Annotated in this window: 26 protein-coding genes; 13 read left to right on the top strand and 13 right to left on the bottom strand. The window is 66.3% G+C overall.

All coding sequences use genetic code 11. The features are described 5' to 3' along the window. Positions 1–29 precede the first annotated feature (29 nt). Complete coding sequence (locus AC07XB_RS13250; RefSeq protein ID WP_492375856.1) at positions 30–248, bottom strand: HP1242/YdcH family protein; 219 nt, start codon at positions 246–248, stop codon at positions 30–32. 409 nt (positions 249–657) lie between these two features. Here AC07XB_RS13250 and AC07XB_RS13245 point away from each other — a divergent pair, with 409 nt between their 5' ends. Both AC07XB_RS13245 and AC07XB_RS13240 read left to right on the top strand, forming a co-directional pair. After that, complete coding sequence (locus tag AC07XB_RS13245) at positions 658–1110, top strand: helix-turn-helix domain-containing protein (RefSeq protein WP_492375855.1); 453 nt, start codon at positions 658–660, stop codon at positions 1108–1110. A gap of 11 nt (positions 1111–1121) precedes the next feature. After that, the gene (locus tag AC07XB_RS13240; RefSeq protein WP_459374808.1) at positions 1122–1421 is read left to right on the top strand and encodes a hypothetical protein; all 300 of its coding nucleotides are present in this window, start codon (positions 1122–1124) and stop codon (positions 1419–1421) included. A gap of 92 nt (positions 1422–1513) precedes the next feature. On the opposite strand, the gene AC07XB_RS13235 is transcribed toward AC07XB_RS13240, so the two are convergent. The 5 genes from AC07XB_RS13235 to AC07XB_RS13215 all read right to left on the bottom strand — a co-directional run bounded on the left by AC07XB_RS13235 (position 1514) and on the right by AC07XB_RS13215 (position 6683). Beyond that, a complete protein-coding gene (locus AC07XB_RS13235) occupies positions 1514–2755 on the bottom strand; it encodes a CaiB/BaiF CoA transferase family protein (RefSeq protein ID WP_492375854.1) in 1242 nt (413 codons plus the stop codon). Next, on the bottom strand, positions 2752–3615 hold the full coding sequence (locus AC07XB_RS13230; protein WP_492827902.1) for a MaoC/PaaZ C-terminal domain-containing protein: 864 nt from the start codon (positions 3613–3615) through the stop codon (positions 2752–2754). The genes AC07XB_RS13235 and AC07XB_RS13230 overlap by 4 nt, the downstream gene beginning before the upstream one ends. Before the next feature lie 4 nt (positions 3616–3619). After that, entirely contained in the window at positions 3620–4534 is a 915-nt protein-coding gene (locus AC07XB_RS13225; RefSeq protein WP_043357229.1) for an SDR family NAD(P)-dependent oxidoreductase, read from the bottom strand. Between the two features lie 86 nt (positions 4535–4620). After that, complete coding sequence (locus tag AC07XB_RS13220; RefSeq protein WP_492375852.1) at positions 4621–5622, bottom strand: tripartite tricarboxylate transporter substrate binding protein; 1002 nt, start codon at positions 5620–5622, stop codon at positions 4621–4623. 68 nt (positions 5623–5690) lie between these two features. Then, positions 5691–6683 carry a Bug family tripartite tricarboxylate transporter substrate binding protein gene (locus AC07XB_RS13215; RefSeq protein WP_492827904.1) on the bottom strand — a complete coding sequence of 331 codons (993 nt, stop codon included), beginning with the start codon at positions 6681–6683 and terminating at the stop codon, positions 5691–5693. A gap of 193 nt (positions 6684–6876) precedes the next feature. On the opposite strand from AC07XB_RS13215, the gene AC07XB_RS13210 reads away from it, so the two are divergent. Further along, entirely contained in the window at positions 6877–7779 is a 903-nt protein-coding gene (locus AC07XB_RS13210; protein ID WP_150985207.1) for a LysR family transcriptional regulator, read from the top strand. A gap of 56 nt (positions 7780–7835) precedes the next feature. On the opposite strand, the gene dinD is transcribed toward AC07XB_RS13210, so the two are convergent. Further along, positions 7836–8678: a DNA damage-inducible protein D gene (gene dinD / locus AC07XB_RS13205; protein ID WP_492375850.1), complete on the bottom strand. Its 843-nt coding sequence runs from the start codon at positions 8676–8678 to the stop codon at positions 7836–7838. Between the two features lie 299 nt (positions 8679–8977). On the opposite strand from dinD, the gene AC07XB_RS13200 reads away from it, so the two are divergent. Further along, a complete protein-coding gene (locus AC07XB_RS13200) occupies positions 8978–9265 on the top strand; it encodes a type II toxin-antitoxin system Phd/YefM family antitoxin (protein WP_492375849.1) in 288 nt (95 codons plus the stop codon). Then, positions 9262–9588: a type II toxin-antitoxin system RelE/ParE family toxin gene (locus tag AC07XB_RS13195; protein WP_492813624.1), complete on the top strand. Its 327-nt coding sequence runs from the start codon at positions 9262–9264 to the stop codon at positions 9586–9588. The genes AC07XB_RS13200 and AC07XB_RS13195 overlap by 4 nt, the downstream gene beginning before the upstream one ends. A gap of 71 nt (positions 9589–9659) precedes the next feature. On the opposite strand, the gene AC07XB_RS13190 is transcribed toward AC07XB_RS13195, so the two are convergent. The 3 genes from AC07XB_RS13190 to AC07XB_RS13180 all read right to left on the bottom strand — a co-directional run bounded on the left by AC07XB_RS13190 (position 9660) and on the right by AC07XB_RS13180 (position 13608). Continuing rightward, entirely contained in the window at positions 9660–10991 is a 1332-nt protein-coding gene (locus AC07XB_RS13190) for a TldD/PmbA family protein (RefSeq protein ID WP_492813622.1), read from the bottom strand. Then, the gene (locus tag AC07XB_RS13185; protein ID WP_492375846.1) at positions 10988–12421 is read right to left on the bottom strand and encodes a TldD/PmbA family protein; all 1434 of its coding nucleotides are present in this window, start codon (positions 12419–12421) and stop codon (positions 10988–10990) included. The genes AC07XB_RS13190 and AC07XB_RS13185 overlap by 4 nt, the downstream gene beginning before the upstream one ends. Positions 12422–12549: 128 nt before the next feature. Next, positions 12550–13608: a tripartite tricarboxylate transporter substrate-binding protein gene (locus AC07XB_RS13180; RefSeq protein WP_492375845.1), complete on the bottom strand. Its 1059-nt coding sequence runs from the start codon at positions 13606–13608 to the stop codon at positions 12550–12552. Positions 13609–13964: 356 nt separating this feature from the next. Here AC07XB_RS13180 and AC07XB_RS13175 point away from each other — a divergent pair, with 356 nt between their 5' ends. From AC07XB_RS13175 to AC07XB_RS13145, 7 genes are all read left to right on the top strand, one after another. Next, positions 13965–15134, top strand: coding sequence for an acyl-CoA dehydrogenase family protein (locus tag AC07XB_RS13175; RefSeq protein WP_150985202.1), 1170 nt, complete (start codon positions 13965–13967; stop codon positions 15132–15134). An 11-nt stretch (positions 15135–15145) separates the two neighbouring features. Then, on the top strand, positions 15146–16345 hold the full coding sequence (locus AC07XB_RS13170) for a CaiB/BaiF CoA transferase family protein (protein WP_492375844.1): 1200 nt from the start codon (positions 15146–15148) through the stop codon (positions 16343–16345). A gap of 127 nt (positions 16346–16472) precedes the next feature. Beyond that, positions 16473–17852: an MmgE/PrpD family protein gene (locus tag AC07XB_RS13165; protein WP_492827907.1), complete on the top strand. Its 1380-nt coding sequence runs from the start codon at positions 16473–16475 to the stop codon at positions 17850–17852. A 31-nt stretch (positions 17853–17883) separates the two neighbouring features. Beyond that, complete coding sequence (locus AC07XB_RS13160) at positions 17884–18720, top strand: HpcH/HpaI aldolase/citrate lyase family protein (protein ID WP_492375842.1); 837 nt, start codon at positions 17884–17886, stop codon at positions 18718–18720. A 29-nt stretch (positions 18721–18749) separates the two neighbouring features. Further along, positions 18750–19604, top strand: coding sequence for an HTD2 family dehydratase (locus tag AC07XB_RS13155; protein ID WP_492375841.1), 855 nt, complete (start codon positions 18750–18752; stop codon positions 19602–19604). Positions 19605–19680: 76 nt separating this feature from the next. Continuing rightward, positions 19681–20655, top strand: a complete 975-nt coding sequence (locus AC07XB_RS13150; protein ID WP_492827909.1) for a tripartite tricarboxylate transporter substrate binding protein — start codon at positions 19681–19683, stop codon at positions 20653–20655. A 97-nt stretch (positions 20656–20752) separates the two neighbouring features. Further along, positions 20753–21268 (top strand): MaoC family dehydratase, encoded by a 516-nt coding sequence (locus AC07XB_RS13145; protein WP_492827911.1) that lies wholly within the window; start codon positions 20753–20755, stop codon positions 21266–21268. Positions 21269–21319: 51 nt separating this feature from the next. On the opposite strand, the gene AC07XB_RS13140 is transcribed toward AC07XB_RS13145, so the two are convergent. The 3 genes from AC07XB_RS13140 to AC07XB_RS13130 all read right to left on the bottom strand — a co-directional run bounded on the left by AC07XB_RS13140 (position 21320) and on the right by AC07XB_RS13130 (position 25016). After that, positions 21320–22282 (bottom strand): Bug family tripartite tricarboxylate transporter substrate binding protein, encoded by a 963-nt coding sequence (locus AC07XB_RS13140; protein WP_492375838.1) that lies wholly within the window; start codon positions 22280–22282, stop codon positions 21320–21322. Positions 22283–22409: 127 nt separating this feature from the next. Continuing rightward, positions 22410–23954 carry a class I adenylate-forming enzyme family protein gene (locus tag AC07XB_RS13135; protein ID WP_492375837.1) on the bottom strand — a complete coding sequence of 515 codons (1545 nt, stop codon included), beginning with the start codon at positions 23952–23954 and terminating at the stop codon, positions 22410–22412. An 81-nt stretch (positions 23955–24035) separates the two neighbouring features. After that, on the bottom strand, positions 24036–25016 hold the full coding sequence (locus tag AC07XB_RS13130) for a tripartite tricarboxylate transporter substrate binding protein (protein WP_043357257.1): 981 nt from the start codon (positions 25014–25016) through the stop codon (positions 24036–24038). Positions 25017–25295: 279 nt separating this feature from the next. Between AC07XB_RS13130 and AC07XB_RS13125 the strand changes: the two genes are divergently transcribed. Continuing rightward, complete coding sequence (locus AC07XB_RS13125; protein WP_492375836.1) at positions 25296–26504, top strand: acyl-CoA dehydrogenase family protein; 1209 nt, start codon at positions 25296–25298, stop codon at positions 26502–26504. Positions 26505–26516 lie beyond the last annotated feature (12 nt).

Here is a 26516-nt window from a genome sequence, read left to right as displayed (position 1 = left end):
TTGGCAGATTGGCGGATTTGAAATTGGCTTCAGGAAGCCGAGACCTTGCGCAGGATGACGTAGAGCTGGTCCTTCAGGAGCAGCTTTTCCTTCTTGAGGACCTCGATGGCGGTGCCATCTGCGGGAACCGTGCCCGCCTCCATGTTCTTGATCTCATGGTCCAGTTCGTTGTGGCGGGTAAAGAGCCGCGCAAAGTGGGCGTCCTGGGTCTTGAGGATGGATATCTGATCGCGGAATTCAGGAAACATGGGCCTCACCTTGGGTGGGAGTTGGAAGGCTGGGGAGTTCAGGGACATTGTGCCGGTAACCAGGCACACGAGGCTTGATATGGATCATGTCCGGTGGGCTGGGAACCCGGCGGGGGCACCGTTCTTGCCGGCAGGCCTTATCCCGGGCGTAGCCATGCCTGATTGCAATTGACCGGCCGTCCATGGCAACAAAAGTTTTCTGGACGTCACGGGAATAGCGCCTGATAGTTCGATCTAAAAACAAAGAGACCAGCCTCGATCCATGGGCAGAAAGATGCACGCGACTCCACGGGACTTGCAAATTATCGGAAATAACCAATAATAATGAGGTGCCTTGTCTTATCGACACGAACGCCGCCCGGGCAGAGCGCCATGCGAAGGAACGTACCTGGAAGCAAAGGAGCGCATCATGGCCAAAGATGACAAGAACGTTTTGAATCCCGATTCGTTCGAGAAGTTTCGCAAACGGGCTCTCGATAAGCCTGAGACACGCCGCGCCTATCTGGCGGAAGTGCAGAAGCTCGACGAAGATCCCGATACGCGGTTTGCGATGGCTGGCCGGGTCGGAAGCATCCTGCGCGCCGCGCGCCAGAAGAGCGGCAAAACACAGGCGCAGCAATCCGCCGACAGCGGCATGCTGCAATCCGAGATCAGCCGGATCGAGAACGGCGGCGGTTCGCTCGGACCCTCTATGGAAACGATCGTGAATTACGCTCACGCGCTCGACATGGAGGTCGTATTGATGCTGAAGCCGCGCGAAGCCAAACTGCCTCTTGAACTGGTCGAGCCTGCCGATGAGTCAGCCGATGAAGCGAAGGCCGTGTCGGATATGAGCAGGGTACGGCTGTGGGGTGTCTTTTGATTGCGCACGCAATGGCGAATTTCTTCGGGCACTGGACGGAGATCGTCATCGAAGGCATGACCTTGCTCAGCGTCATTCTGATCTGGCGTCCCGCCGCGCGCATGACCCGGCGCCTCAGGGGCGCAATGATCGCCAAAGGCATACCGAACGACCTGGGGGTTGTCTCCGACAAGGCGCGATACCAGCGCAAGGCGTTTGTAGCCGCCGCACTGTCGTGGGAGCCACGAGACAGCCAGCAGCTGATTTGCGGGCTGCTGCTCGCCATCGTGGTCTCGGCCGTCAAGATTGGCCTGATGCTGTTCGGGTCCTGACGGCTGGCGGCATCTTATGCGCCGCCGTCCGCAGGCCGATGGTACGCACCCCGGCGGCTGCACCCGGGTAACGCGTACCGCCGGAACCGGCCTCAGATCAAGCCTTGTTCGCGCAGGGCCGCGATCCGCGCTGCCGACATGCCCAGCACGCCCGAAAGCACCGCCTCGGTATGTTCGCCCAGCCGCGGGGGCGCCGCGTCGTACCGCACCGGCGTGGCCGAAAGCCGCAACGGACTCTTCACCGTGGGACAAACCCCGCCATCGCTGCGCACCATATCCACCTGCAGTTCACGGTACCTGACCTGCGGATCCTCCAGCACCTGCGCATAGTCGTTGATCGGCCCGCAAGGAATGCCCTCGCGTTCCAGCGCTTGCACCCAATGCGCGGTCGTGCCCGTGCGCATATGGGCTTCGAGCAGCGGCACCAGCACATCGCGATTGACGATGCGGCCAGTGCCGGTGGTGAAGCGTTCGTCCGTGGCAAGGTCCGGACGCGCCACGCCCCGGCAGTACCCTTGCCATTGCCCGTCGTTGCCTGCGGCCACGATCATGTAGCCGTCCGCCGTGGCAAACACGTGGTACGGCACCATGTTTGCATGCGCGTTCCCGAAGCGCTGCGGCGTCTTTCCGGTGATCTTCTGCGCCAGGATTGGCGTCGCCCCGACCGCCACCACCGCGTCGAGCAGCGCCATGTCGATCCGCTGCCCCTCGCCGGTACGCTCGGCATGGCGCAGCGCGGCCAGCACGGCCACGGTGGCATACATGCCGGTGAGCATGTCGACCACGGCCACGCCGACCTTTTGCGGGCCGCCGCCGGGCAGGTCGTCGCGTTCGCCCGTGATGCTCATCAGCCCGCCGATGCCCTGGAAGATGAAGTCGTAGCCGGGCTTGTGCGCGCTCGGGCCTTCCTGGCCGTAGCCGGTGATGGAGCAATAGACCAGCGCCGGGTTGATGGCCTTGAGGCTGTCGTAGTCCAGGCCGTAGCGCTTCAGGTCGCCAACCTTGTAGTTCTCCAGCACGATTTGCGATTTCGCCGCCAGCTCGCGCACGATGCTCTGCCCTTCGGGGCTGGCGATATCGAGCGTGACCGAGCGCTTGCCGCGATTGGCGCCAGCGTAGTAGGTGGCATCGCGCGAGGGCTTGCCGTCGCCGTCGGGCAGCCAGGGCGGGCCCCAGGAGCGGGTGTCGTCGCCCACGCCGGGTCGCTCTACCTTGATCACCTCGGCGCCAAGGTCGGCCAGGTTCTGGGCGCACCAGGGGCCGGCCAGGATGCGCGAAAGATCCAGCACGCGTACGCCGTCAAGCGCGCTCTTCATGGTTGTCGTTGTTGTCATGCGCGGAACTCCGCTACGCCGTTGCTGAGCACGGTGACGTCGCGCGCGGGCACGCGGGCGTCGAACAACACGCGGCCGCCGCCTTCGCGCCACATGCGCACTTCGAGGGTTTCGCCGGGAAATACCGGGCGGGAAAAACGCACATTGAGTTCGAGCAGCTGATCGCCATCGCCGTTGGCGAAGGTGTCGACCAACGCGCGCGCCGCCACGCCATAGGTGCACAGGCCGTGCAGGATGGGCGCGTCGAAGCCCGCCGCGCGCGCCACTTCCGGATCGGCATGCAACGGGTTGGGATCGGCATTGAGGCGGTACAACAACGCGGCCTGCGCAATGATCGCCTGGCTGCGAACCGCATCTGGCGCGCGGGCCGGCGCTGCCGGCAGTGCTTCGGGCGCGGTATCGCCCTGGCCAAAGCCGCCATCGGCGCGGCAGAAGGTGGTGTGGTTTACGGTAGCCAGTTCGGCACCGGTGGCCGCATCCACCAGCGTGCGCTCCACGATCACGAGCGCGCCCTTGTCGGCCCCTTTGTCGATGACATGGGTCACTCGTGCACGCGCACGCACGGTGCCGGACACCGGCAGCGGCCGGTGCAGGCGCAGGCGCTGCTCGCCGTGGACGATGCGCACCCAGTCGATGCCGCTCTTCGGGTCCTGCATCCAGAAGCCGGGATAGGCCAGCACCACGGCCTGCGTTGGAAAGGCCTTGAGCTGCGCTTCATAAACGTATTGCAGCTGGCGCGGATCGGTGGGCTGCTCGCCCAGGCCAAGACCCAGCGCGTAGAGGATGGAATCCTTCTCGCCGTAGGTTTGCGTGACCTGCGGAAAGTCCCAGTTCTTGATGCGGTTGTAGTCGAGCGGCATGGCGTCAGATCGGGTCCCAGCTGATCACGTCGGGTGAGCGCTCGAGCTTGAAGAAGCTGTTGCGCATGGCGGGGATGGCGATCTCGGCAATGGATTCCGGGGTCCAGCCTTCGCTCATGTGGACCGAGCGCACTGGACGCGGCTGGCTCATCAGCATGATCTCGTTGGCGCGCACGGCGAAGATCTGCGCGTTGACTTCATGCGCGGCATCGCTGGCGAGAAAGGCGGCCATCGGCGCGACCTTGTTGGCTTCCATCTTTTGCAGCTTGGCGACACGTGCCTTTTCTTCCGGGGTCTCGGAGGGGATCGAGCTGGTCATGCGGCTCCAGGCGAACGGCGCGATACAGTTCGAACGCACGTTGAAGCGGGCCATGTCCAGCGCGATCGACTTCGACAGCGCGGCAATGCCAAGCTTGGCAGCCGAGTAGTTGGCCTGGCCCAGGTTGCCGATCAGGCCGGAGGTGGAAGTCATGTGCACATAGGCGCCGCTCTCCTGGTCCTTGAAGTGGTTGGCGGCGGCGCGGCTGACAAAGAACGTGCCGTTGAGGTGGACGTCGATCACCGAGCGCCATTCTTCCTCGTTCATCTTGAAGAACATGCGGTCGCGCAGATTGCCGGCGTTATTGACCACGGCATCGATGCGGCCGAAGTTGTCGATCGCGCATTGCACGATCGCGTTGGCACCCTGCCAGCTCGATACGCTGTCGGTGTTGGCTACCGCAATGCCGCCGGCGGCGACGATCTCGTCGACTACGCGCTGCGCGGGGCCGGCATCGCCGCCTTCACCGGTGAGCGATACGCCGATGTCGTTGACCACCACCTTGGCGCCGGCCTTGGCCAGTTCCAGCGCTACGCCGCGCCCGATGCCACCACCCGCGCCAGTCACCAGCGCTACCTTGCCTGCCATCACTCCACTCATGCTCATGCTCCTGTCTACACGTTTGTTTGCTCGGCGGCCTGGCACGCGCCAGGCCGGATATTGGTTGATCTCTTTTGGTTGATCTCTTATTCCAGGCGTGCGCCCGATTCCTTCACGACCTTGCTCCAGCGCGTGATCTCCGCATCGATATGCGCGCCCAGCGCGGCCGGCGTGGAACCCACCGGCTCATAGCCATTGGATGCCAGGTTCGCGCGCAGGTCGGGCTGGGTCAGCACAGCCGCGATCTCCTTGCTGAGCCGCTCGACAATGGCGCTCGGCGTGCCGGCCGGCGCCAGCACCGCATACCAGCCGTTGATATCGAAGCCCGGCACCCCGGCCTCGGACAGCGTGGGCACGTCCGGCGCCAGCGTGGCGCGCCTGGCGCTGGTCACGGCCAGCGCCTTGAGGCGGCCGCTGCGGATATGCGGCATCGAGGTGGAAATGCTGTCGAAGGTCAGCTGCACCTCGCCAGCCAGCATGGCGTTGACCACCTGCGCGCTGCCCTTGTACGGCACGTGGGTCATCTTGACGCCGGCCAGGCTGTCGAACAGCTCGCCGGCCAGGTGGCCCGTGTTGCCGTTGCCCGCGGAGGCAAACGTGAGCTGCCCCGGCGCAGCCTTGGCCGCGGCGATCAACTCAGGCACGGTCCTGGCCTTCAGCGAGGGGCTGCCGGCCAGGATCAGCGGCAGGTTGGCCACCAGCGATACCGGCGCGAAATCCTTGCGGGTGTCATACGGCAGCTTGGGATAGAGGCTGGCATTGATGGCGTGCGCGGCCAGCACCACGATCAGCGTGTTGCCGTCCGGCTTGGCGCGCGCAAGTTGCTGCGAGGCAATGGTGCCGCCGGCGCCCGGCCGGTAGTCGAGCACCACGGGCTGGCCCAACCGCTCCTGCAGCTTGGCCGCCACGGGGCGCGCCAGCAGGTCGGCGCTGCCGCCCGGCGGATAGGGAATCAGCAACTGGATCGGCTTGTTGGGCCAGGTGTCGGCCAGCGCCGAAGCGCTCGCGCCCAGCAGCCCCGCCGCGAGCGGTGCAATCAGCACGGCCTGTAGCCATGACCTGCGGTGGCGCGCTTTCAGTGCTTGCATGCCTTGCCCTCTCGTTGCGTTGCGTTGTGATGTGGTGTGGTGTTGCGTGCCGTGCCTCAGGCTCGCCCTCATTGCTGTGGAATGCCGGTGTCCTTCACCACCTTGGCCCAGCGCACGCGCTCCGCGTCGATGAACCTGGCGAAATGCTCGGGCGTATCGCCGCCCGGCACACCGCCGAGATCGGCCAGGCGCGTTTTCACTTCGGGCTCGGCCAGGATGCCGGCCACCGTCTTTTGCAGGCGCGAGACCACCGCGGCCGGCGTGCCCGCCGGCGCCACCAGGCCGAACCATGCGGTCACCTGGAAGTCGTCAAGGCCGGCTTCCTTCATGGTGGGCACGTCGGGCAACTCGGCCACGCGCGTGGCGCTGGTCACCGCCAGCGCGCGCAGCTTGCCGGACTGGATATGCGGCAGCGAGCTGGGCAGGTTGTCCACCATCATCGTCACCTGCCCGGCGACCAGGTCGGCCACGGCCGGCGCGGCACCCTTGTATGGCACATGGATGATGTCGATGCCGGTGCGCTTCTTGAACAGCTCGCCGGACAGGTGCACCGATTGCCCGGTCCCCGACGAGGCAAACGAGAGCTTGCCCGGCTGGGACCTGGCCAGCGCGACCAGTTCCGCCACGTTGCGGGCAGGTACCTTGGCGTTGACCACCAGCACATTGGGCACCAAGACCACCATGGTGATCGGCGCGAAGTCCTCGGCACGGTAGGGAAGTTGCTTGTACAGGCCGTAGTTGATGGCATTGGGGCCGATATTGCCCATCATCAGCGTATAGCCGTCTGGCGCGGCCTGGCGCAGTGCCTGCACACCGACAATGCCGGCCGCGCCGGCACGGTTTTCCACCACCACGGGCTGGCCCAGCAGCTCGGAGAGGCGCTTGCCGACCAGCCGCGAGGCGATATCGGTGGTGCCTCCCGCCGCCGCGGGCACGATCAGGCGCACCGGCTTGTCCGGATAGTCGGCTGCGGCAGCGCCGCCCATGGTGGCCAAGGTAGCCACGCCCAGCATGGTGGCCACGCCCGCCAGCCTGCTTGCGCTGTAGCGCCGAACTGTCATGTGTCGTCCTCCTGGGTGGCTGCGCGGCGGCTCGGGTTTCGCGCCGCCTTTGCGCAAGGCAAGCCGGTAACCGCCCGCGCAATACGGACGAGCCGGCCTTTATGGTTCTCTTGCCACGCCGAATACGATAAATTGACGGCGGGGACATTGCTATTCACGATTGACAAAAGAGGCCTTTGGCCCAGCGAAACACATGCATTACGACCTGACCGACCTGCGCCTGTTCCTCAACGTCGGCGAGACCGAAAACCTGACCCGCGCCGCCGAGCGCAGCTTCCTCTCCCTGCCCGCCGCCAGCACCCGCATCAAGCAACTGGAAGAAGCCTTCCAGACCCAGCTGCTGATCCGCCAGGTCAAGGGCGTGCGCCTGACGCCCGCCGGCGACGCCCTCTTGCGCCACGCGCGCGAAGTGTTCCGCGAACTGGAGTGCCTGCACTCGGACCTGCGCCCCTACGCCAAGGGCGTCAAGGGCCGCGTGCGCCTGCTGGCCAACACCACCGCCACCAACTCCTTCCTCGCCACCGCGCTGTCGCGCTTCCTTGCCGAGAACCCGGACGTGGATATCGAACTGGAAGAGCAGCTTTCCCAGGCCATCGTCTCGTCCATCAGCGCCGGTGCGGCGGACCTCGGCATCGTCGCCGGCGAGGTCGCCACCAATGACCTGGAGGTCATGCAGCTCTGCAGCGACGAACTGATCGTGATCGCACCGGTCAACCACCCGCTGCCGCAATTCACCAGCCTGCACTTTGCCGACCTGCTGGATACCTGCCGCTTCGTGGGCCTCAACCAGTTCAGCGCCATCCAGTCCTTCCTGGACCGCATCGCCAGCGGCATGGGCAAGCGCATCAGCCTGCGCATCCAGCTGGGCAGCTTCGACGCCGTGTGCCGGATGGTGGAGGCAGGGGCAGGCATCGCCATCGTGCCAAACAGTTGCGCGCGGCGTTATGCCAGCCGCAAGGTGCTGCGGTTTATTCCGCTTGAGGATGAATGGGCCAAGCGCGATCTGCGTCTGGTGCGCCGGCCGGGGCGGGAGTTGCCGCAGTTTGCGGAGACGTTGATTCAGTATTTGACGGATGCGGCGCGGGAACCGGTTTGACAAAGGAGCGGCCAGCCTGGGACTGGTCCCGTCATATCGGGCATCGATACCTCAGTTCATTCTTTGACCTTCTTCTTCCTGTCGCGCTCTAGCTGCTTGATGCTTTCCTTGGGTGTCGGCAGGGTTTCCGGCATGGTGCCACCCAACTCGGCAATGGTCTGGCGTACTTTCTTGCCAACCTCGAAATGCGTCTGGTTGGCCTGTTGCTTGCCACGCACCAGGTCTCGCCGCAACTTGTCTTCAGTCTGTGTGGCGCGGAATAGGTTCGCCGCAAGCTCGGTACTGCCCATGTGGTCAAGAATCTTCTGACTCTTCTTCAAGCCCTTGATGGCGTGAATGTCCTTGGCCGCTCTACCGCCGTACAGCCCCTTGTAGCCATGATCCTGAAAGATCGCGTAATCCAGGGGCGTCTCGACGCCCGCGCCCCTGGCCGCCGCCGCCAAGTGTTTATTGTGAGCTGCAAGCTCGTTGCGGATCGCCAGCCGCTTCTCATCTTCGGTTAGCCGCGCGAAGGCCTCGTCGTCGCGAAGTTCCTGCCGACGGGTCTGCAAGGCAAAATAGGTCTGGCCATTCGCGATGACCGGCTTGCCGGGGTCACCGTTCTGGACGATCAGGTAGCAGGCATAGCGCGAGAGGCGGATATCGGCGATCTGTCGCCTGGCCCCCGAGCCGATCCCGACCATTTCGAGGATGTCCTCGAAATGGTTCGCCACCGGCTGGCCGCTGTTGCGGCAGGCCTCCCTTGCACGATCAATGACCGGAAGGAAGTGTCGGTACTCGGAATACTCCAGCACCCTGGCCAGTTGGCGCGCCACCCAGAATTCGTTGCCCTCGGCATCGGACTGGCGCAGCCCCTCGAAGGTTTTGTGATGTTGCGCGGCAATACGCTTGCCAGTCATGAATCGCTCCTCCCGCTGTCCATCAGCGTCTCTGTAGCAAATACTCGATCATGCCCCGGATCGCCATCAAGAAATGTCCAGAATTTGTGAACAACGCGGTGAGCAGGTCCAAGCGACCAGGCCATAACCGCGAAAGTAACTAATACCCGCGGTGACCAGAAAGTTGACACTGAAGCTCCGAGCGCACCAGTGGCAGCTGCGTTTTGCGGAAAGCGCAAGCTGGGCGGGGGAACAACACTGTTCGCAAAGTGGACGCCGGACCGAATTCGAACTATATTCAGTCACCCCATTCCCTCCACATGGCCCCCGTGAAACTCTCAAACATCAAGCCAATCAGCTTTCTGAAAAGCGATGCGGCCCGTATCGTCACGGAACTCAGCGAGACGCGCGAGCCTTTGATCATTACCCAGAATGGCGAGGCCAAACTCGTCGTGCAAGACATTGCCAGCTATGAAGCGCAGCAGCAAACCATCGCGCTATTGAAGATCCTGGCGCTCGGCGAGAAAGAGATCGCGCAGGGCAAGGTGGCAACGGCGGCAGACGTCTTTGCTGAACTGGATCGGCTGGACGAACAAGACGGCGCATGAAGGTAGTCTTTCTCGAATCCGCCAAGCAAGACTTGCTCGACCTTAGGCGCTATCTGGTCAGATTCAAACCCGAGGGGACCTGGCTGGCCGTCAAGAGGCAGATTCAGGAGAAGGTGGCGTACATTGCCGAGTTTCCCGCATCCGGTACTCGCCCCGACGAGCTGGCAGGCTTCGCGGATGGCTTCAGGCAACATCTGACACATCAGCAGCGAATCATTTACAGGATCGCTCCCGACACCGACACCGTCTACATCCACATCATTTGCGGGCAAGTCCAGGACTTCGAGGAATTCCTGAGCCGGCGGCTTACGAGGCCATGGTGACTCAGCCCTTTTGCGTTCGAGGATGCAGTTTGGGCAAAGCTGAGGAGCCAGTGCGCCAGCTCCTCATTGGCTCAGAGCGTCAACGTTAGTTTTCCGGTCAGCGCACCTGGCAACAGCGCCGAATCGGTCTGCCGCTCGCCATAGGTATTGCTCGACACGCGCAACTGCCGCTCGCTGGTCAGCGCCTCGAGGTGCTCGCCCAGGAAGCTGTAGATGCTGTCGTCAAAGCGCATCGTGCCAAGCGGTGCCTGGATGCGGCCATCTTCCACCCAGAACGTGGCGAAGCGCGTCATGCCGGTCATGCGGGCCGCCGGCGCGTCGGACCAGTTGAGATACCAGAGGTTACCTATATAGAGGCCCGTGCCGAGCGCCGCGAGCACCTCATCCTGCGCGAGCTTGCCAGCCGCCACGGCAAGGGCCTGTGGTGCCTCACCGGCACTGGCGGAATTGGCGGCGAGATCGTACTCGCGCGCGCTGCGTGGGTAGACCAGGCGGCCAGCAGGCAGCCCCGCTTGGACGAGCGTCACGTCGCTGCGTGGAATGCCTTCCGGGCCGAAGGCCGGAGCCAGCGTGCCGCTCGCGCGCTCGTCCAGGTCAAGCAAGTGGCTAAGCCGGGCGCCGCCATCGTACAGCCGCTGCAGCGGGCTTTCCTTCTGCGCCAGCGCGCGGGCCGAGAAGCCGCCCCAGGAACACATGCCGAGCACTTCGTCGAGGGCGGCGGGGGCCAGGTAGGCCCGGTAGTCGCCAGGCGGCAGCACGCGCTGCGGCTTGCCCAGGTGCTCCAGCTGCCGGCGCGCTTGTGCAAAGCGGCTGGCGAACTCGGCAGCGTCCCAGCGCGAGCCCGCGTAGTCGGCCTTCACCGCCTGGCCGTTCTCGTGGAACAGGCTCCAGTCGAAGTGGAAGCCCTGCGCGGCATGCCAGCCGAAAGCGCCGAAGCTGCTGGCGAAGCCACGGTAGAGCGGGCCGGCGGCATAGATGCCGACCAGGTCGAGCCCATGCGCGGCCGCTTCTATCTGCGCGAGCACTTCTGCGGTGTCCGGCGGCGCGGCTGCATCGGCCAGCGTGCGCTGCCAGGGCTCTCGCTCCAGCATCAGGTAGGGGTCCGGCTGCAACTGGCCGATGGCCTCGCGCAACTGCAGCAAGCCGTCGGCGAGGCGCTGCCGATCGGTCGCGGGATCGCCCGAGAGCGCGACGGCGATATTGGCGTGGCGCTCGTCGCGGATCAGCTGGAGCCGCGCCGTGGCCTGCCGCACCTGTCCGGCCTGGCGCACCTTCGCGCGGTTGAAGCGGATGAACTCGGACGCCTCCGCGCTGTACCACAGCGTGAAGGCTTCGCCCTCTCCCAGCGCCTTGCGCACATCCTCGGCCAGTGCCGCAAACAACGACTGCGCATCCGCCATCATGCGGCACCTCCAAAGACTTCCACTTGCTTGAACATACAGGCCGGCGAAGCATGGCCGACGCGCACCACCTGGTTGGGCTCGCCCTTGCCGCAGTACGGCGTGCCGTGCACCTCGAAGGTACTGGCATCGCCAACGGCGGCCAGGCTGCGCCAGAAATTCGCGGAAACGCCGCGATAGTTCGGGTTCTTGACCACGCCCTTGAGCTCGCCGTCCTCGATCAGGCGCCCCCATTCGCAGCCGAACTGGAACTTGTTGCGCGCATCGTCGATGGACCACGAACGGTTGGACGACATCAGGATGCCGCGTTCGATGCCACCGATAAGTTGCGCCATGGTGCGGTCGCCCGGCTCCAGGTTGAGGTTGGCCATGCGATCGATGGGCGGGCGGTTCCAGTTGCAGGCCCGGCTGTTTGCCACGCCCGGCAGCCCGCTGCGCCATTGCGACAGCGCGCCGCCCAGCGGGCGCAGCAACAGGCCATCCCGGATCAGGAAGGCCTTCTGCGCGGGCTGGCCTTCGTCATCGTGGCCATAGCTGGCCAGTTCCTCGGGAATGCCCGGGTCGAAGCTGATATTGAGCAGGTCCGAGCCGTACTGGTAGCGGCCGAAGTCCTCCAGCCCGATAAAGCTGGTGCCAGCGTAATTGCGTTCGTCGCCGAGGATGCGATCCAGTTCCAGCGGATGGCCGATGGATTCGTGGATCTGCAGCATCATCTGGTCCGGCATCAGCAGCAAGTCGGTAGGGCCGCTCGGCGCGTTGGGCGCCAGCAGCAACTGCAAGGCTTCGTCCGCCACCCGCGATGCGGCGCCAGCGAAGCCGAGCCGCGCGATGACCTCCGCCCCGCCCTGCTGGCCGCTGCCGAAGCCGCCAAAGCTGCGGGTCTGGCTGTCGCTGCCGTCGAAGGCGGTCACGCTGATGCCGGGATAGACGAAGCGCAGCGCCTGCCATTGCTCGGCGCCTGCGCTATTCAGGTAGAGCTGCTCATGGCGCTGGTGATCGAGATAAACCAGCCAGTTCACCAGCCGCGGATCGGCGGGCACGCTGGCGGACACCGCCGCCAGCAGGGCGAAGCGTTCGGCCAGCCCGGGAAACGCGCCATGCCAGCCGGGGGATTCGTAGCGGGCCTGGCCTTGCGGCGGCTCCAGCCCGCGCAGGTCGACCAGGCCACGCCCGGCGATCCGCCGGGCGAGTGCCTCGGCGCTGTCGAGCGCACGCTGCAAGCCGGCCACGCTGAGATCGCTGGTGGCGGCGTAGGCCTCCACGCCATCCAGGCGCACGCTGAGCATGGCGCCCATGTCCTGCATGAAGGACGGCGGCTCGGCGACGCCGCGCCGCATCACGCAGTGCTCGCCGGTCTGGCGCACGAGGCGCAGCGAGTGAAACCCGGCGCGGGTGGTTAGCGCAGCGAAGTGCTGTCTGGCGCGATCGAACAAGGGGGGCTCCCGGATCCGTAGTGGAAGAGCCAGTGCTGGCGCGATCAGCTTCAGCCGATGGGCCAGCACTGGCGCATGGATCCGGAAATCTTACTATCTTTGCGCTGCGGCGATCCCGCGCCCGGCGCTCAATCCGCCTTCACCCCCGCCGCCTTGATGATCGGCGACCATTTCTCGATCTCCGACTTCAGCCAGGTGCGCAGCCCTTCCGGCGTCTGCTTGTCCTCCGGCACGATCTCGGCGCCCAGGTCCGCCAGCCGCGCCGCTACCGCCGGATCCTTCAACGCGGTGCGCAAGGCGCCGTTGAGCCGGTCGATGACCGCGGGCGGCGTGCCGTGCGGGGCATAGATGCCGTGCCAGACCTTGACCTCGAAGCCCTTGAGCCCACTCTCGGCTAGCGTGGCGGTGTCGGGCAAGGCCTTGATGCGCGTGCTGGTGGTGACGCCGTAGAGCTTGACCTTGTCGGCCTTGATATGCGGCAGGGTCTGGGTGGTCTGGTCGCACAGGATGTCGACCTGGCTGCCCAGCAGGGCGGTCATCGCGGGCGCGGTGCCCTGGTAGGGAATGGCAGTGAGCTCCACGCCGATGGCTTTCTGGAACAGCATGCCGCACAGCTGCGAAACCGCGCCCAGCCCGGCATTGGCCAGGTTGACCTTGCCCTGGTTCTGGCGGATATAGGCTATCAGCTCGGGCAAAGTCCTGGCTGGCAGGTCATGACGGCCGAGCAGGGTCATGGGCACGTCGGCCACCTGGCCGACAAAGCTGAAATCCGTCAGCGGCTTGTAGGGGAGCTTGCTGTACAGCGCCGGCGCGGTGGCCATGCCGTTGTGATGGATCAGGATGGTGTAGCCGTCCGGCGCGGCCTTGGCCACGTAGGCGGCGGAGACGGTGCCGCCGGCGCCGAGCCGGTTTTCCACCACCACGCTCTGGCCCAGGGTCTTGGACATGGCCGCGGCCATGGTGCGCGCCACCACGTCGGTGGGGCCGCCCGCGGCAAAGGGGACCACCATGGTGATCGGCTTGGTGGGGTAGGCATCGGCGGCGCGCGCCGGGGCAGGTGCGGTGAGTGCTGCTGCCGCGCCCAGCGCGGCGAGCGCCGTCCAGCGCCATGGTGCCTGGGCCCGCTTCGCCTGCGCTGCGTGTTCGCTGCCGCCCTGCCCGTGCCGCTGCTGTTTGCTGCCTGCCATGTCTTTTGTCTCCATCGTGGTGGATTGGCCGGGTTATGCCGGCTAGCACCCGCCCGCGTCGGCCTGTGCGGCCGCGCAGCGTTATCGCGTTATTGTTTCCGGCAAGCGTGGCGATAAAGCGACGCATATGCAATACGGATTTCCCTAAGGGTGGGCAAGGCCGGCCAGAAGCCACCGGGCGCCGGCGAGTGCGCGCGGCGCCGCCCCAACCCGTGCTGTGCCCGCCCGGCCTGCTTCCGGGGGCGCTAAGCCGCTCTTTCGCAAATCCGAATTACCGCACGGCAGGCCCTCGGGAATAATGGCCGCAAGCTAAATCCCATAACGTCCATATAACGTCCATACCGGGGCCCCTTTTCATGTTCGCAGAACCATCGCACGACCAGCCGTATCCCGACATCCGCGAAGCCGTGCGTGCCCTGTGCACCGGCTTCGATTCCGCCTACTGGCAACGCGTGGAAGAGCAGAACGCCTTCCCCGAAGAGTTCGTGCAGGCGCTGACCAAGGCCGGCTGGCTGTCCGCCCTGATCCCGGAGGAATACGGCGGCTCGGGCCTGCCGCTGACCGCCGCGTCCGTCATCATGGAGGAGATCAACCGCACCGGCGGCAACTCCGGCGCCTGCCACGGCCAGATGTATGTGATGGGCTGCCTGCTGCGCCACGGCTCGGCCGAGCAAAAGCAGCGCTGGCTGCCGGGCATCGCCTCGGGCGAGCTGCGCATGCAGTCGATGGCGGTGACCGAGCCCACCACCGGCACCGATACCACCAAGCTCAAGACCACCGCCGTGAAGAAGGGCGACCGCTACGTCATCAACGGCCAGAAGGTGTGGATCTCGCGCGTGCAGCACTCGGACCTGATGCTGCTGCTGGCGCGCACCACGCCGCTGGACCAGGTCAAGCGCAAGTCGGAGGGGCTGTCGGTGTTCGTGGTGGACCTGCGCGAGGCCATCGGCAAGGGCCTCACGGTGCGGCCGATCCGCAATATGGTCAACCACGAGACCAACGAACTGTTCTTCGACAACCTGGAAATCCCCGCCGAGAACCTGATCGGCGAGGAAGGCAAGGGCCTCAAGTACATCCTGGACGGCCTGAACGCCGAGCGCATCCTGATCGCCTCCGAATGCGTCGGCGACGGCTACTGGTTTATCGAGCGCGCCAGCAACTATGCGCGCGAGCGCATCGTGTTCGACCGCCCGATCGGCCAGAACCAGGGCATCCAGTTCCCCATCGCGCGAGCCTATGTGAACGTGGAAGCGGCCAGCCTGATGCGCTACAAGGCCGCCGCGCTGTTCGATGCCGGCAAGCCCTGCGGCAAGGAGGCCAACATCTCCAAGCTGCTCGCGGCCGATGCGTCGTGGGAAGCGGCCAACGTCTGCCTGCAGACGCACGGCGGCTTTGGCTTCGCCGCCGAATACGACATCGAGCGCAAGTTCCGCGAGACGCGCCTGTACCAGGTCGCGCCGATCTCCACCAACCTGATCCTGTCGTATGTGGCCGAGCACGTGCTCGAGCTGCCACGTTCGTTCTGAGGGCCGCCCCCATGCTTGCTACGCACCAGGGCATCCGCCCGCTCGATGGCATCCGCGTCGTCTCCCTCGAACACGCCGTGGCCGCGCCGTTCGCCACCCGCCAGCTGGCCGACCTCGGCGCCCGCGTGGTCAAGGTGGAACGCCCCGGCGTGGGCGATTTCGCGCGTGGCTACGATGAGACCGTCCATGGCCAGGCTTCGCACTTCGTCTGGCTCAACCGCGGCAAGGAGAGCCTGACGCTCGATCTCAAGCAGGACGAGGCGCAAGCCGTGCTGCACCGCCTGCTGGCCGACGCGGACGTACTGGTGCAGAACCTCGCGCCCGGCGCGGCTGCACGCATGGGGCTGGATTTCGACACGCTGCACCCGCGCTACGGCAAGCTGATCGTCTGCGATATTTCCGGCTACGGAGACGCCGGCCCCTATCGCGACAAGAAGGCGTATGACCTGCTGATCCAGGCGGCCGCAGGCCTGATCGGCATCACCGGCGGCGCGGATGAGCCATCGCGCGCGGGGATTTCCATCGCCGACATCGCGGCCGGCATGTACGCCTATAGCGGCATCCTCTCCGCGCTGCTGCAGCGCGGGCGCACCGGCCAGGGCCTGCGCGTGGAGGTGACCATGCTGGAGGCGCTGACCGAGTGGATGAACTACGCGCTGTACTTCGGCCACTACGGCGGCAACGCGCCGGCGCGATTTGGCGCATCGCACCCGGCCATCGCGCCGTATGGCGTGCACCGTACCGGCGACGGCGGCAGCGTGATCTTCGGGTTGCAGAACGAGCGTGAATGGCAAGCCTTCTGCAACAAGGTGCTGGCGCAGCCGGCGCTGCTCAAGGACGAGCGCTTCGCCTCCAACTCGGGGCGCGTCAAGAACCGCACCGAGCTGACCGCGTTGATCGAAGCGCGTTTCGCGCCGATGACGGTGACGCAGGTCGAAGCGCTGCTGGACGACGCGCAGATCGCCAACGCGCCCATGAACGATATCGAGGCCGTGTGGAACCACCCGCAACTGGCCGCACGTGGACGCTGGCGCGAAGTGGCCAGCCCCGGCGGCCCCATCGGGGCGTTGCTGCCGCCGGCCAACCTGTCGGGCGTGGAACCGGTGATGGGCGACGTCCCGGCGCTGGGCGCGCATAGCGCGGCCATCCTGGCCGAGCTGGGTTACGGCGCGGGCGAGATTGCCAGGATGACGGACAGCAAGACGATTTGAACAACAGCACGAAGCCATGACGCCAACGCGCAGCCTCGCGCAGGCGTGACTCCCCTCTCCCACTGGTGTGGGAGAGGGGAGGAACAGAAAGACAGACCACCACCCCAGAACACCGCCCGGAGCCGGCATGAGCCAAGCCACTGACCACACCTACCCTACCCGCCAGCTGTGCGAATTCCTGGCCCGCTTCACGCTGGCCGACGTGCCCGCAGACGTGGTTGCGCGCACCAAGGACCTGTTCCTCGACTGGATTGCCTCCGCCATCGCCGGCAAGGATGCACCGGCGGTGCGCAAGCTGCAGGAGTTCGTCGCCGCGATGGGCCCGCAGCAGGGCCCGGCCGAGGTGCTGGTGGATCGCCGCCGCACCTCGCCGTACTTTGCCGCGCTGATCAATGGCGCTTCCTCCCACGTGGTGGAGCAGGACGACGTGCATAACGGCTCGGTGCTGCATCCCGCCGCTGTAGTGTTCCCCGCCGTGATCGCTGCCGCGCAGGCCGAAGGCAAGAGCGGTGCCGAAGTGCTGCTGGCGTCCATCGCCGGCTACGAGGCGGGCATCCGCATCGGCGAATTCATGGGCCGCTCGCACTATCGCGTGTTCCACACCACAGGCACCGTCGGCACGCTGGCGGCCGCCGCCGCTGTCGCCAAGCTGTATGGCATGGACGCTGAGGGCATCAACCAGGCGCTCGGCTCGGCCGGCACGCAGGCCGCCGGCCTGTGGGAATTCCTGCGCGACGCCGCGGACTCCAAGCAACTGCACACCGCCAAGGCAGCTGCCGACGGCCTGATGTCCGCCTGGATCGCACGCGCTGGCTTTACCGGCGCGAAGCGCATCCTGGAAGGCCCGCAGGGCATGGCCGCCGGCATGTCCAGCGACGCTAACCCCGCCGCCCTGACCGACGGCCTGGGCGAGCGCTGGGCCACCGCCGAGACCTCGTTCAAGTTCTTCGCCTCGTGCCGCCACACGCACCCGGCGGCCGATGCGCTCAAGGACCTGATGCTGCGCGAGAAGATCAGCGCGGACCAGATCGCCAGCGTGACCGCCCACGTGCACCAAGGCGCCATCGACGTCCTTGGCCCCGTGACCGACCCCAAGACCATCCACCAGGCCAAGTTCTCCATGGGCACGGTGCTGGGCCTGGTAGCGGTGCACGCGCACGCCGGCCTGGGCGAGTTCGAGGACCATGCGCTGCAGGATGCCAAGGTGGCTGTCTTCCGCGACAAGGTGGAAATGGAACTCGACGACGAGATCAATGCCGCGTATCCGCGCCAGTGGATTGGCCGCGTCACGGTCAAGACCGCCGACGGCCGCACGCTGGCGGGCCGCGTGGACGTACCCAAGGGCGATCCGGGCAATACGCTGTCGCGCCCTGAACTCGAAGCCAAGGCGCTGCAACTGGGCGCGTTCCGCCACGGCGCGAGCGAGGCCGAGATGCGCGCCATCATCGCCCGCGTGTGGGCGCTGGAAACACAGGCGAACGTCAACGACTGGCTGCCCACCGCCTGATAACGTGGCCAATCCTACCGAGGCTCGCTCCATGTCCGCCGTCACCACCGCCATGACCTATCTGTTCGTGCCGGGCGACCGGCCCGAACGCTTCGACAAAGCCGCGGCCGCCGCGCCCGATGCGCTGATCCTCGATCTCGAGGACGCCGTGCATCCGGACGCCAAGCCGGCCGCGCGCGCGGCTATTGCCGCGTGGCTGCTGGAACGCGGCGCGCAGGCGCAAGCCTATGTGCGCATCAACGACGCCAGCTCGGCGGCCTTTGCCGCCGACATGGCGTGGCTGCGCGCCCTGCCGCCCGGCGCACCGCTGGCCGGCTTGCTGGTGCCCAAGGCAGAAGACCCGGCCGCGCTTGGCGAGATCGCCCGGGCACTGGCGCAGGTCAACCCGCAGGGCCGCCTGGTAGCGATCATCGAGAGCGCGTGCGGCCTGCACGGCATTGATGCGGTCGCCACCGCGCAAGGCGTGTCGCGGCTGGCCTTTGGCTCACTGGACTTCGCCGTGGACCTGGGTTGCGCCCATACCCGCGAAGCGTTGCTGATGGCGCGCTCGCGCATTGTGCTGGCTTCACGCGTGGCCGGCCTGCCGCCGCCCGTGGATGGCGTCACCACCGCGCTCAAGGACGAAGCCGTGCTGGCCGACGATGTAGCCCACGCGCGCGCCCTCGGCTTTGCCGCCAAGCTGTGCATTCATCCGGCCCAGCTTGCCGCGGTGCGCGCGGGCTTCCTGCCCACGGCCGAGCAACTGGACTGGGCGCAGCGCGTGCTGGACGCCACCGCCAGCGGCAGCCACGCGGTACAGGTCGACGGCAAGATGGTCGATCGTCCTGTCATCGAACAGGCCCGGCGCATTCTCGCGCTGGCAGGCTAACCCCGCACCGAACCCGCGATCACCCAGCCATGACCCAACTCGAATCCCTGCGCACCTGGATCGGCCGCAGTGAAAGCCGCACCGAGACGCTCGCCCCGGAACCCGTGATCGGCCTCGCGGCCACGCTCGACCTCGACGGCGGCGCGCTGGTGCGCGGCCCGCTGCCGCCGCTATGGCACTGGCTCTACTTCCTGCCGCGCGCCCCGCAGCGCGAGCTTGGCCAGGACGGCCATCCGGCGCTGGGCGGCTTCATGCCGCCGGTGCCGCTGCCGCGCCGCATGTGGGCCGGCGGCGAACTGGATTTCCGCAAGCCGCTGCGCGTGGGCGATACGGTGACGCGCACCTCCACCATCCGCAATGTCGAGCACAAGAGCGGGCGCAGCGGAGAGCTGTGGTTTGTCACGGTGGAGCATGTGCTCACGGTCAAGGGCGAGGTCGCGCTGACCGAGCGCCAGGACCTGGTCTATCGCGCCATGCCGGAGCCGGGGCAGCCACTGCCCGCGCGGCCGCGCCTGGCGCACCAGGTGCAATGGCAGCGCCAGTTGCGCGCCGACCCGGTGATGCTGTTCCGTTTCTCCGCGCTCACCTTCAATGGCCACCGCATCCACTACGACCACGACTACGTGCGCGACGTGGAAGGCTACCCCGGCCTGGTCGTGCACGGCCCGCTGCAAGCGATGCTCACGCTGGACCTGCTGGCGCGCGAGATGCCCGGCGCCACGGTACGCCGTTTCGGCTTCCGCGGGCTGGCCCCGATATTCGATCACGACACGGTGACGGTGGGCGGCGCAGCCGATGCCGGCACGCCAGGCAAGGTCACCTTGTGGACCGGTGACGATGCCGGGGGCCAGGCGATGGACGCATGGGCCGTGGTGGAGCACTGACCCGCGCAAGGACAGCAACAACGATAACAACGACAACATCGGGATCGAAGGGAACAACAGCAAGAGGAGACTTCCGATGCATGCAGTCCGCAATCCATGGCGCGTAGCTAGCGCCGCTATCGTTCTAGGCTGCGCCACGCTGGTCCAGGCGCAGTCCGCTCCCACCTATCCCACCCGCCCGGTCACGCTGATCGTGCCCTATGCGCCGGGCGGCACCACCGACGTGGTAGTCCGTCAGTTTGCCGTGGCCTTGCAGAAGTCCCTCGGCCAGACCGTGGTGGTGGACAACAAGCCGGGCGTGGCCGGCACCATGGGCGCGCTTGCCCTGCGGCAAGCGAAACCCGATGGCTACACGCTGTCGATGATGCCGGTCACCGTATTCCGTCAGCCCTTCATCCAGAAGACCGCCTTTGACCCGGCACGCGATTTCACCTACCTGTCGCGCATCACCGGCTATACCTTTGGCGTTGTGGTGCCGGCCAATTCCCCATGGAAGAACTGGAGCGATTTCCTGCGCGATGCGCACGCCAGGCCGGGAACCGTGAGCTACGGCTCGCCGGGCCAGTACAGCTCGCCGCACATCACCATGATCGAGCTGGTGACCAAGGAAAACCTCACCGTCAACCACGTGCCCTTCAAGGGCGATGCCGACTGCCTGAACTCGCTGATGGGCAATCATGTGCAGCTCTGCGCCGCCGGCAGCGCCGCCGGCACGCTGGTCGATGCGGGCAAGTTGCGCTGGCTGAATCTATGGACGGCGCAGCGCTCCCCGCGCTGGCCCGACGCGCCCACGCTGCGCGAGCTCGGCTATGACATCGTCTCCAACTCGCCCTACGGCGTGGCCGGGCCAAAGGGCATGGATCCCAAGGTGGTCAACATCCTGCAGGATGCGCTGCGGCGCGCCGCGGAAGATCCCCAGCATCTGGCCGCGCTCAAGCAGCAGGATCAGGACCTGATGTACCTGGACAGCGCCGGCTACACCCGCTTTGCCCTGCAGCAGATCGCGCAGGAGAAGGCGCTGGTGGAGCGGCTGGGCCTCAAGCCGGATTGACCGGATTGACCCTGCACCCGCGCTGCGCCAGGCCATGGTGCAGCGTGGTTTCTTCTGCTGGCGCGCTGCTTCGCGCCACCAACCCCGACACCCATCGATGACCATCAAGCCATCCACAGCGAACCCCGACGCGACGAGCTTCGACCCGCGCGCCCACCGCATGTGCGAACAACGTTATTTCGACGATTTTGTGCCCGGTGAACGCTTTGTGCTGCCCTCGCGCACCATGACCGAGGCACTGTTCGCCGCCTTCCAGCTGGCGAGCGGCGACAACCACCCGGTGCATTACGATGCAGAGTATTGCCGCGCCCACGGCATGCCGCACATGCTGGCGCACGGCTACCAGGTGCTGATCCAGACGGCGGCGGGCGCCGGCCTGTTCCCGCATATGGTGGAGGAATCGCTGAAGGGGTTTCTCGACCAGAGTAGCCGTTTCCTGCATCCGGTCTATGTGGGCGATACGCTGTACAGCGCGCTGGAAGTCAGCGAGCTCACGCCGAACCGCACCACCGGCGTGCTGACCTTGCGCTCGACGGTGCATAACCAGCACGGCGTGCTGGTGCTCGACGGCTTGCAGCGTTACCTGCTGCGCAAGCGCGCACCGGGCGCCTGAACGGCGCCGCGCTCCCCTCTCCCGCAAGCTGGTGAGGGGAGCCATCCGGCCTCAATCCACCTGGATATTCGCCGTCTTCACCACCCCTGCCCACAGCTTCAGTTCACGCTGGATGCGGTCGGCCAGCGGCTTGGGCCCGGTGATATCAAGGTCATAGCCGCCCTGCGTCATGCGCTGCTGGAAGGCAGGATCGTCGCCGATCGACTTCTGCGCCTTGACCAGCTTGTCCACCACATCGGCGGGCAGCTTCTGCGGGCCGATCAGCGCGTACCAGCCGGTCAGGTCATAGTTCTTCATGCCGGACTCGATCATGGTCGGCACGGTCGGCAGTGCCGCGTTGCGCGTCTTCGACGTCACGGCCAGCGCGCGCACCTTGCCCCCCTGGATATGGCCGATGGCAGTGCCGGTGATGTCGAACATGAAGGTCACCTTGCCGCCGATCACATCAGCCATCGCCGGCGAGTTGCCCTTGTACGGCACGTGCAGCATCTTCACCCCGCCCATCTGCGCGAGCAGCTCGGCGGACAGATGGTTGGACGCGCCCACGCCGGCCGAGCCGAAGCTGACGCCTTCCGGATGCTTGCGCGCGTACTCGACCAGCTCGGTGACGTTCTTGGCGGGGAAATCCTTGTTGATCAGCAGCACGTTGGTGTAATCGGTGATCAGGCCGACATAGGTGAAATCCTTGGTGGGATTGAAATTCACCGACTTCTGGATCAGCGGCGTCATGGTCATGGTGGGGCTGGCCACGAAGTACAGCGTGTAGCCGTCCGGCGTTGCCTTTGCCGTCAGGTCCGCGGCAATGGCGCCGCTGGCGCCGGCGCGGTTGTCCACCACCACCGGCTGCTTGAGCGTGCGGCCCAGGAAGTCGGCGTAGATGCGCGCGGCGGTATCGACCGGGCCTCCCGGGGCGTAGCCCACGATCAGCTTCACCGGGCGCGCCGGATAGTTGTCCGCCATTGCGGTGCCTTGCACCAAGGCCAGCAGCATGCCAGCCATCATCCATCGTTTCATCAGTCTCCTCCTTATTGTGCGTCTTGCCGGTGCCCGGGGCGTGCAGGGGCGCTGGCTGCGAGAACGCTTCGGCCCGCGGCGAAGCGCTGGCGGCGGCGAGTGCATGGACGCAACCGCCGCCGGGGGGTCACGCCGCTACGGCGGTGCCGTCCAGCATGGCGCGCAGCGGCTGCTTCAAGAGCTTGCCGCTGGCGGTGGTGGGAATGGTCTCGATCACGCGGATCTGCGCGGGCCGCTTGTACGGCGCCAGGCTCTCCCGCAGGTAGGCCTCCAGGGCGGCGGTGTCCAGCTTTGCGCCCGGCTGCGTTTCGATAAAGGCCACGACTTCTTCATTGCCATCGGCGGCAGCGCGCCCGACCACGGCGGACTGGCGCACACCGGGGAAGGCGTTGATGACGGACTCCACCTCGATCGGGTAGACGTTGAAACCCGAGCGGATGATCAGGTCCTTGGAGCGGCCAACGATAAACAGTGCGCCGTCTTCACCGAGGAAGCCGAGATCGCCCGTGTTGAGCCAGCCGCCCGGCAGCAGCGCCTCCGCGGTCTGCTCCGCGTTGCGGAAATAGCCGCGCATCACGCCGGGACCGCGCACGCGGATCTGGCCGCGTTCGCCCGCGGGCATCGGCTCGCCCTGTTCGCTGGTGATGTTGATCTCCACGCCTTCGACGATGTAGCCGGCGGAGCAATCGGCGCGTGGCGCGTCCATGCGGGTGATGAACAGCGAACCGGCGTATTCGGTGATGCCGTAGCCGTGATGCAGCGGCTGGCCGAACCATGCCTCGGTGTCGCGCTTGAGGGTCGGGTCCAGCGGCGCGCCGCCGGTATAGAGATAACGCAGGCGGGGAAACGCGGCGGCGCCGCTCTCCAGCGCCGACTCCCGCGCCACCGCCATGATGCGCGTGAACATGGTAGGCACGCCTTGCAGCATGGTGACGCCGGGGGACTCCAGCGCGGCGAACACGTCCGCCGCATCGAAGCGTGGCCGCATCACCAGGCTGGCGCCCGCGTACAGCGTGGCCATCAGCACGGTGGCGATGCCGAAGATATGCGACAGCGGCAGCGCGCCGTAGGCAATGTCGTTGGGACCGAGATGGCGCGAGGTGGCCGAGATCCGCGCGAAGATGGTCAGGCCGGCGTGCGGCACCATCACGCCCTTGGGCGCGCCGGTGGTGCCGGAGGTATAGATCAGCGTGGCCACGTCCCGCGCCTCGGCGGCGCTCACGCGCGGCGGCGCCTCCGAGGCACGCAGGCTGGCGAGGCCGGGATCGAGCGCCACGCAATCGGTGGGCTGTGCGCCGAGCCGCCTGGCATGCGCCTCGGCTACGTCGGAGACATGGTTGGTAAAGAACGTCAACAACGGCTGCGCATGCGCGCGGATGCCGTCGATCTCGCGCGGCGAGAGCCGTGCGTTGACCTGGATCGGCCACGCATGCAGCGCACTGCAGGCAAACAGCATCACCACCATCTCGGCGCAGTTCTCGCCCACCACCATCACGCGGTCGCCCTGCCCTACGCCCTGCGCGGCTAGCCAGTCGCGAGTGGCGGTGATGCGCTGCCACAGCGTGCCGTAGCTAATCACCCCGCTGGCCTCATGCAGGCAAGGCGCCTGGGGCGATTGCTCGGCCCAGTGCCGGGGGATGTCGTGGATGAACTCGGGGCGGAAAGAGGACATGATGCAAGCGATGATTAGGTTGGAACCGGACTGGCTGTTGCAACGGCTGGGAATGGCTGGGAATGGTTGGGAGTGGCGAACTCACTGATCCAGATGGATGTTCGCTGACTTGATCAGGCCGTCCCACTTCTGGTACTGGGTGCGCATATAGGTGCCGAACTGCGCCGGCGTCGAAGGAAAGGGCACCGTGCCCTGGCTGGCCAGCCGCGCCGCCAGCTCGGGCTGCGCGAGCGACGCCACGATCTCGGCGTTGAGGCGATCGACAATGGCGGCCGGGGTATTGGCCGGCGCCACTACGCCGAACCACGCGGTGAGTTCATAGCCGGGCACACCGGCAGCGGCCAGCGTCGGCACGCCGGGCAACTGCTCGGACGGCTTGGCGGTTGTCACCGCCAGCGCACGCACGCGGCCATCCCGCACGTACGGCAAGGCGGTGGAGATGCTGTCGAACATCATGGTCAGGCGCCCGCCGATCAGGTCCGTCATGGCCGGGGCGCTGCCCTTGTACGGCACGTGGTCGATGCGCACGCCCGCCATGTGGGTGAAGAGCTCGCCGGCCAGGTGCGACGACGAGCCGTTGCCAAAGGAGCCGTAAGTCAGCTTGCCGGGCTCGCGCCGTGCAAGCGCCAGCAGCTCGGCCACGTTACGGGCCGGGACGGAGGGATGGACCACCAGCACGTTGGGCAGGTAGGCCACGGAGGCCACCGGCGCGAAATCCTTGAGCGGGTCGTAGCCCGGCTTGTCGTACAGGCTCTTGTTGACGGCCAGCGAGCCGAAGGTGCCGAACAGCAAGGTATAGCCATCGGCCGGCGCGCGCGCCACCGCCACGGCGGCAATGTTGCCGCCCGCGCCGGGCCGATTCTCGATCACTACCGACTGGCCGAGCCGCACGGAAAGTGCATGGCTGACTTCACGCGCGAGCAGGTCGGTGGCGCCGCCCGGCGGGAAAGGCACCACCAGCCGGACGGGCTTGTCGGGATAAGCGGCGAATGCGCTCGCCGTGGCCGCCAGCCAGCCGCATAGGGCAAGCCATCGGGTGCAACGTATGGTCCAGCGGTGCATCGCCTGTCTCCTCGGCGTGAATTGTCTTTGTGCTGCGACGGCACTGCGCCAGTGTGCGGCAGGCGTCAGCCGCATGCCATTTGGATTTGGCTAAGGCCGTGTTCTGCTTGGCATGTGCGCTAGCAGGCGGCTGGCTTGCGCAGTCCATCGGTTCGCAAGCGCGGAAGGACGGCTTTGCCATTGCGGAAGAACCGAATGCCCTGCCACCCATAAAATCCCCGCAACGACTCAAATCGGCGGCCGGTGGCGGCCCGCCTTCCCAACCGAGGGGACAAACAGATGGACCTGCGTTTCAGCGCGGCGGAGCAAGCGTTCCGCGAAGAAGTTCGGAGTTTCGTGCAGGCCAGCCTGCCCGCGGATATCCGCGACAAGGTGCTGGCTCACCAGCGCGTGGAGAAGGATGACTATGTGCGCTGGCACCGTATCCTGCACGCGCGGGGCTGGGGCGCGCCGACCTGGCCCAAGGAATGGGGCGGCACGGGCTGGAACGCGCTGCAGCGCCTGATCTTCGAGATCGAGGCATTCCGTGCGGGCGCGCCGCGCATGCTGCCCTTCGGCCTGACCATGATCGGCCCGGTGCTGATGAAGTACGCCAGCCAGGAGCACAAGGAACGTTTCCTGCCGCGCATCCCCACGGTGGAGGATTTCTGGTGCCAGGGCTACTCCGAGCCCGGCTCCGGCTCCGACCTGGCCTCGCTCAAGACGCGCGCCGTGCGCCAGGGCGACCGCTATATCGTCAACGGCCAGAAGACCTGGACGACGATGGCGCACTTCGCCGACTGGATCTTCTGCCTGGTGCGCACCGACAGCGAGTCCAAGCCGCAGGAAGGCATCTCGATGCTGCTGATCGACATGAAGACGCCGGGCGTGACCGTGCGCCCCATCGTCACGCTGGACGGCGGCCACGACGTCAACGAGGTGTGGTTCGAGGATGTGGAGGTGCCGGCGGGCAACCTGCTGGGGGAAGAAAACCGCGGCTGGACCTATGCCAAGTACCTGCTCGGCCACGAGCGCACCGGCATTGCCGGCATCGGCCACTGCAACCGCGAGCTGCGCCAGCTCAAGCACTACGCCGCGCAAGCCACCGACGGCGCGGGTCGCCCGCTGATCGACGACGTGCGCATGCGCGACAAGATCGCGCGCATCGAGATGGACATCATGGCGCTGGAAATGCTGCTGCTGCGCGTAGCCACGCAAGACGCCGGCCGCGGCCCCGGCCCGGAAGCCTCCATCGTCAAGATCCGTGGCTCCGAGATCCAGCAGGACCTCGCCATGCTGCAGATGGAAGTGGCCGGCCCCAATGCCTGGCCCTACTCCCCGCGCTGGCTCGAAGCCGGCGAAGCACCGCCCGCCGACGCACCGCTGCACGCCCCGGCCTGGGCCGCGTCCGCCGCGTCCACGTACTTCGACATGCGCAAGACATCGATCTACGGCGGCACTACCGAAGTACAGAAGAACATCATCTCCAAGATGATCCTCGGTTTCTGAGAGCACAGACGG

This window comes from Cupriavidus sp. GW821-FHT02F09 (assembly GCF_059421605.1).
This window is presented reverse-complemented; position numbering and strand designations above follow the sequence as displayed.

Excerpts from the sequence above, each read along its gene's own strand:
- AC07XB_RS13250 (WP_492375856.1), bottom strand. The coding sequence starts at position 248 with ATGTTTCCTGAATTCCGCGATCAGATATCCATCCTCAAGACCCAGGAC.
- AC07XB_RS13245 (WP_492375855.1), top strand. The coding sequence starts at position 658 with ATGGCCAAAGATGACAAGAACGTTTTGAATCCCGATTCGTTCGAGAAG.
- AC07XB_RS13240 (WP_459374808.1), top strand. The coding sequence starts at position 1,122 with ATGGCGAATTTCTTCGGGCACTGGACGGAGATCGTCATCGAAGGCATG.
- AC07XB_RS13235 (WP_492375854.1), bottom strand. The coding sequence starts at position 2,755 with ATGACAACAACGACAACCATGAAGAGCGCGCTTGACGGCGTACGCGTG.
- AC07XB_RS13230 (WP_492827902.1), bottom strand. The coding sequence starts at position 3,615 with ATGCCGCTCGACTACAACCGCATCAAGAACTGGGACTTTCCGCAGGTC.
- AC07XB_RS13225 (WP_043357229.1), bottom strand. The coding sequence starts at position 4,534 with ATGAGTGGAGTGATGGCAGGCAAGGTAGCGCTGGTGACTGGCGCGGGT.
- AC07XB_RS13220 (WP_492375852.1), bottom strand. The coding sequence starts at position 5,622 with ATGCAAGCACTGAAAGCGCGCCACCGCAGGTCATGGCTACAGGCCGTG.
- AC07XB_RS13215 (WP_492827904.1), bottom strand. The coding sequence starts at position 6,683 with ATGACAGTTCGGCGCTACAGCGCAAGCAGGCTGGCGGGCGTGGCCACC.
- AC07XB_RS13210 (WP_150985207.1), top strand. The coding sequence starts at position 6,877 with ATGCATTACGACCTGACCGACCTGCGCCTGTTCCTCAACGTCGGCGAG.
- dinD (WP_492375850.1), bottom strand. The coding sequence starts at position 8,678 with ATGACTGGCAAGCGTATTGCCGCGCAACATCACAAAACCTTCGAGGGG.
- AC07XB_RS13200 (WP_492375849.1), top strand. The coding sequence starts at position 8,978 with ATGGCCCCCGTGAAACTCTCAAACATCAAGCCAATCAGCTTTCTGAAA.
- AC07XB_RS13195 (WP_492813624.1), top strand. The coding sequence starts at position 9,262 with ATGAAGGTAGTCTTTCTCGAATCCGCCAAGCAAGACTTGCTCGACCTT.
- AC07XB_RS13190 (WP_492813622.1), bottom strand. The coding sequence starts at position 10,991 with ATGATGGCGGATGCGCAGTCGTTGTTTGCGGCACTGGCCGAGGATGTG.
- AC07XB_RS13180 (WP_492375845.1), bottom strand. The coding sequence starts at position 13,608 with ATGGCAGGCAGCAAACAGCAGCGGCACGGGCAGGGCGGCAGCGAACAC.
- AC07XB_RS13175 (WP_150985202.1), top strand. The coding sequence starts at position 13,965 with ATGTTCGCAGAACCATCGCACGACCAGCCGTATCCCGACATCCGCGAA.
- AC07XB_RS13170 (WP_492375844.1), top strand. The coding sequence starts at position 15,146 with ATGCTTGCTACGCACCAGGGCATCCGCCCGCTCGATGGCATCCGCGTC.
- AC07XB_RS13165 (WP_492827907.1), top strand. The coding sequence starts at position 16,473 with ATGAGCCAAGCCACTGACCACACCTACCCTACCCGCCAGCTGTGCGAA.
- AC07XB_RS13160 (WP_492375842.1), top strand. The coding sequence starts at position 17,884 with ATGTCCGCCGTCACCACCGCCATGACCTATCTGTTCGTGCCGGGCGAC.
- AC07XB_RS13155 (WP_492375841.1), top strand. The coding sequence starts at position 18,750 with ATGACCCAACTCGAATCCCTGCGCACCTGGATCGGCCGCAGTGAAAGC.
- AC07XB_RS13150 (WP_492827909.1), top strand. The coding sequence starts at position 19,681 with ATGCATGCAGTCCGCAATCCATGGCGCGTAGCTAGCGCCGCTATCGTT.
- AC07XB_RS13145 (WP_492827911.1), top strand. The coding sequence starts at position 20,753 with ATGACCATCAAGCCATCCACAGCGAACCCCGACGCGACGAGCTTCGAC.
- AC07XB_RS13140 (WP_492375838.1), bottom strand. The coding sequence starts at position 22,282 with ATGAAACGATGGATGATGGCTGGCATGCTGCTGGCCTTGGTGCAAGGC.
- AC07XB_RS13135 (WP_492375837.1), bottom strand. The coding sequence starts at position 23,954 with ATGTCCTCTTTCCGCCCCGAGTTCATCCACGACATCCCCCGGCACTGG.
- AC07XB_RS13130 (WP_043357257.1), bottom strand. The coding sequence starts at position 25,016 with ATGCACCGCTGGACCATACGTTGCACCCGATGGCTTGCCCTATGCGGC.
- AC07XB_RS13125 (WP_492375836.1), top strand. The coding sequence starts at position 25,296 with ATGGACCTGCGTTTCAGCGCGGCGGAGCAAGCGTTCCGCGAAGAAGTT.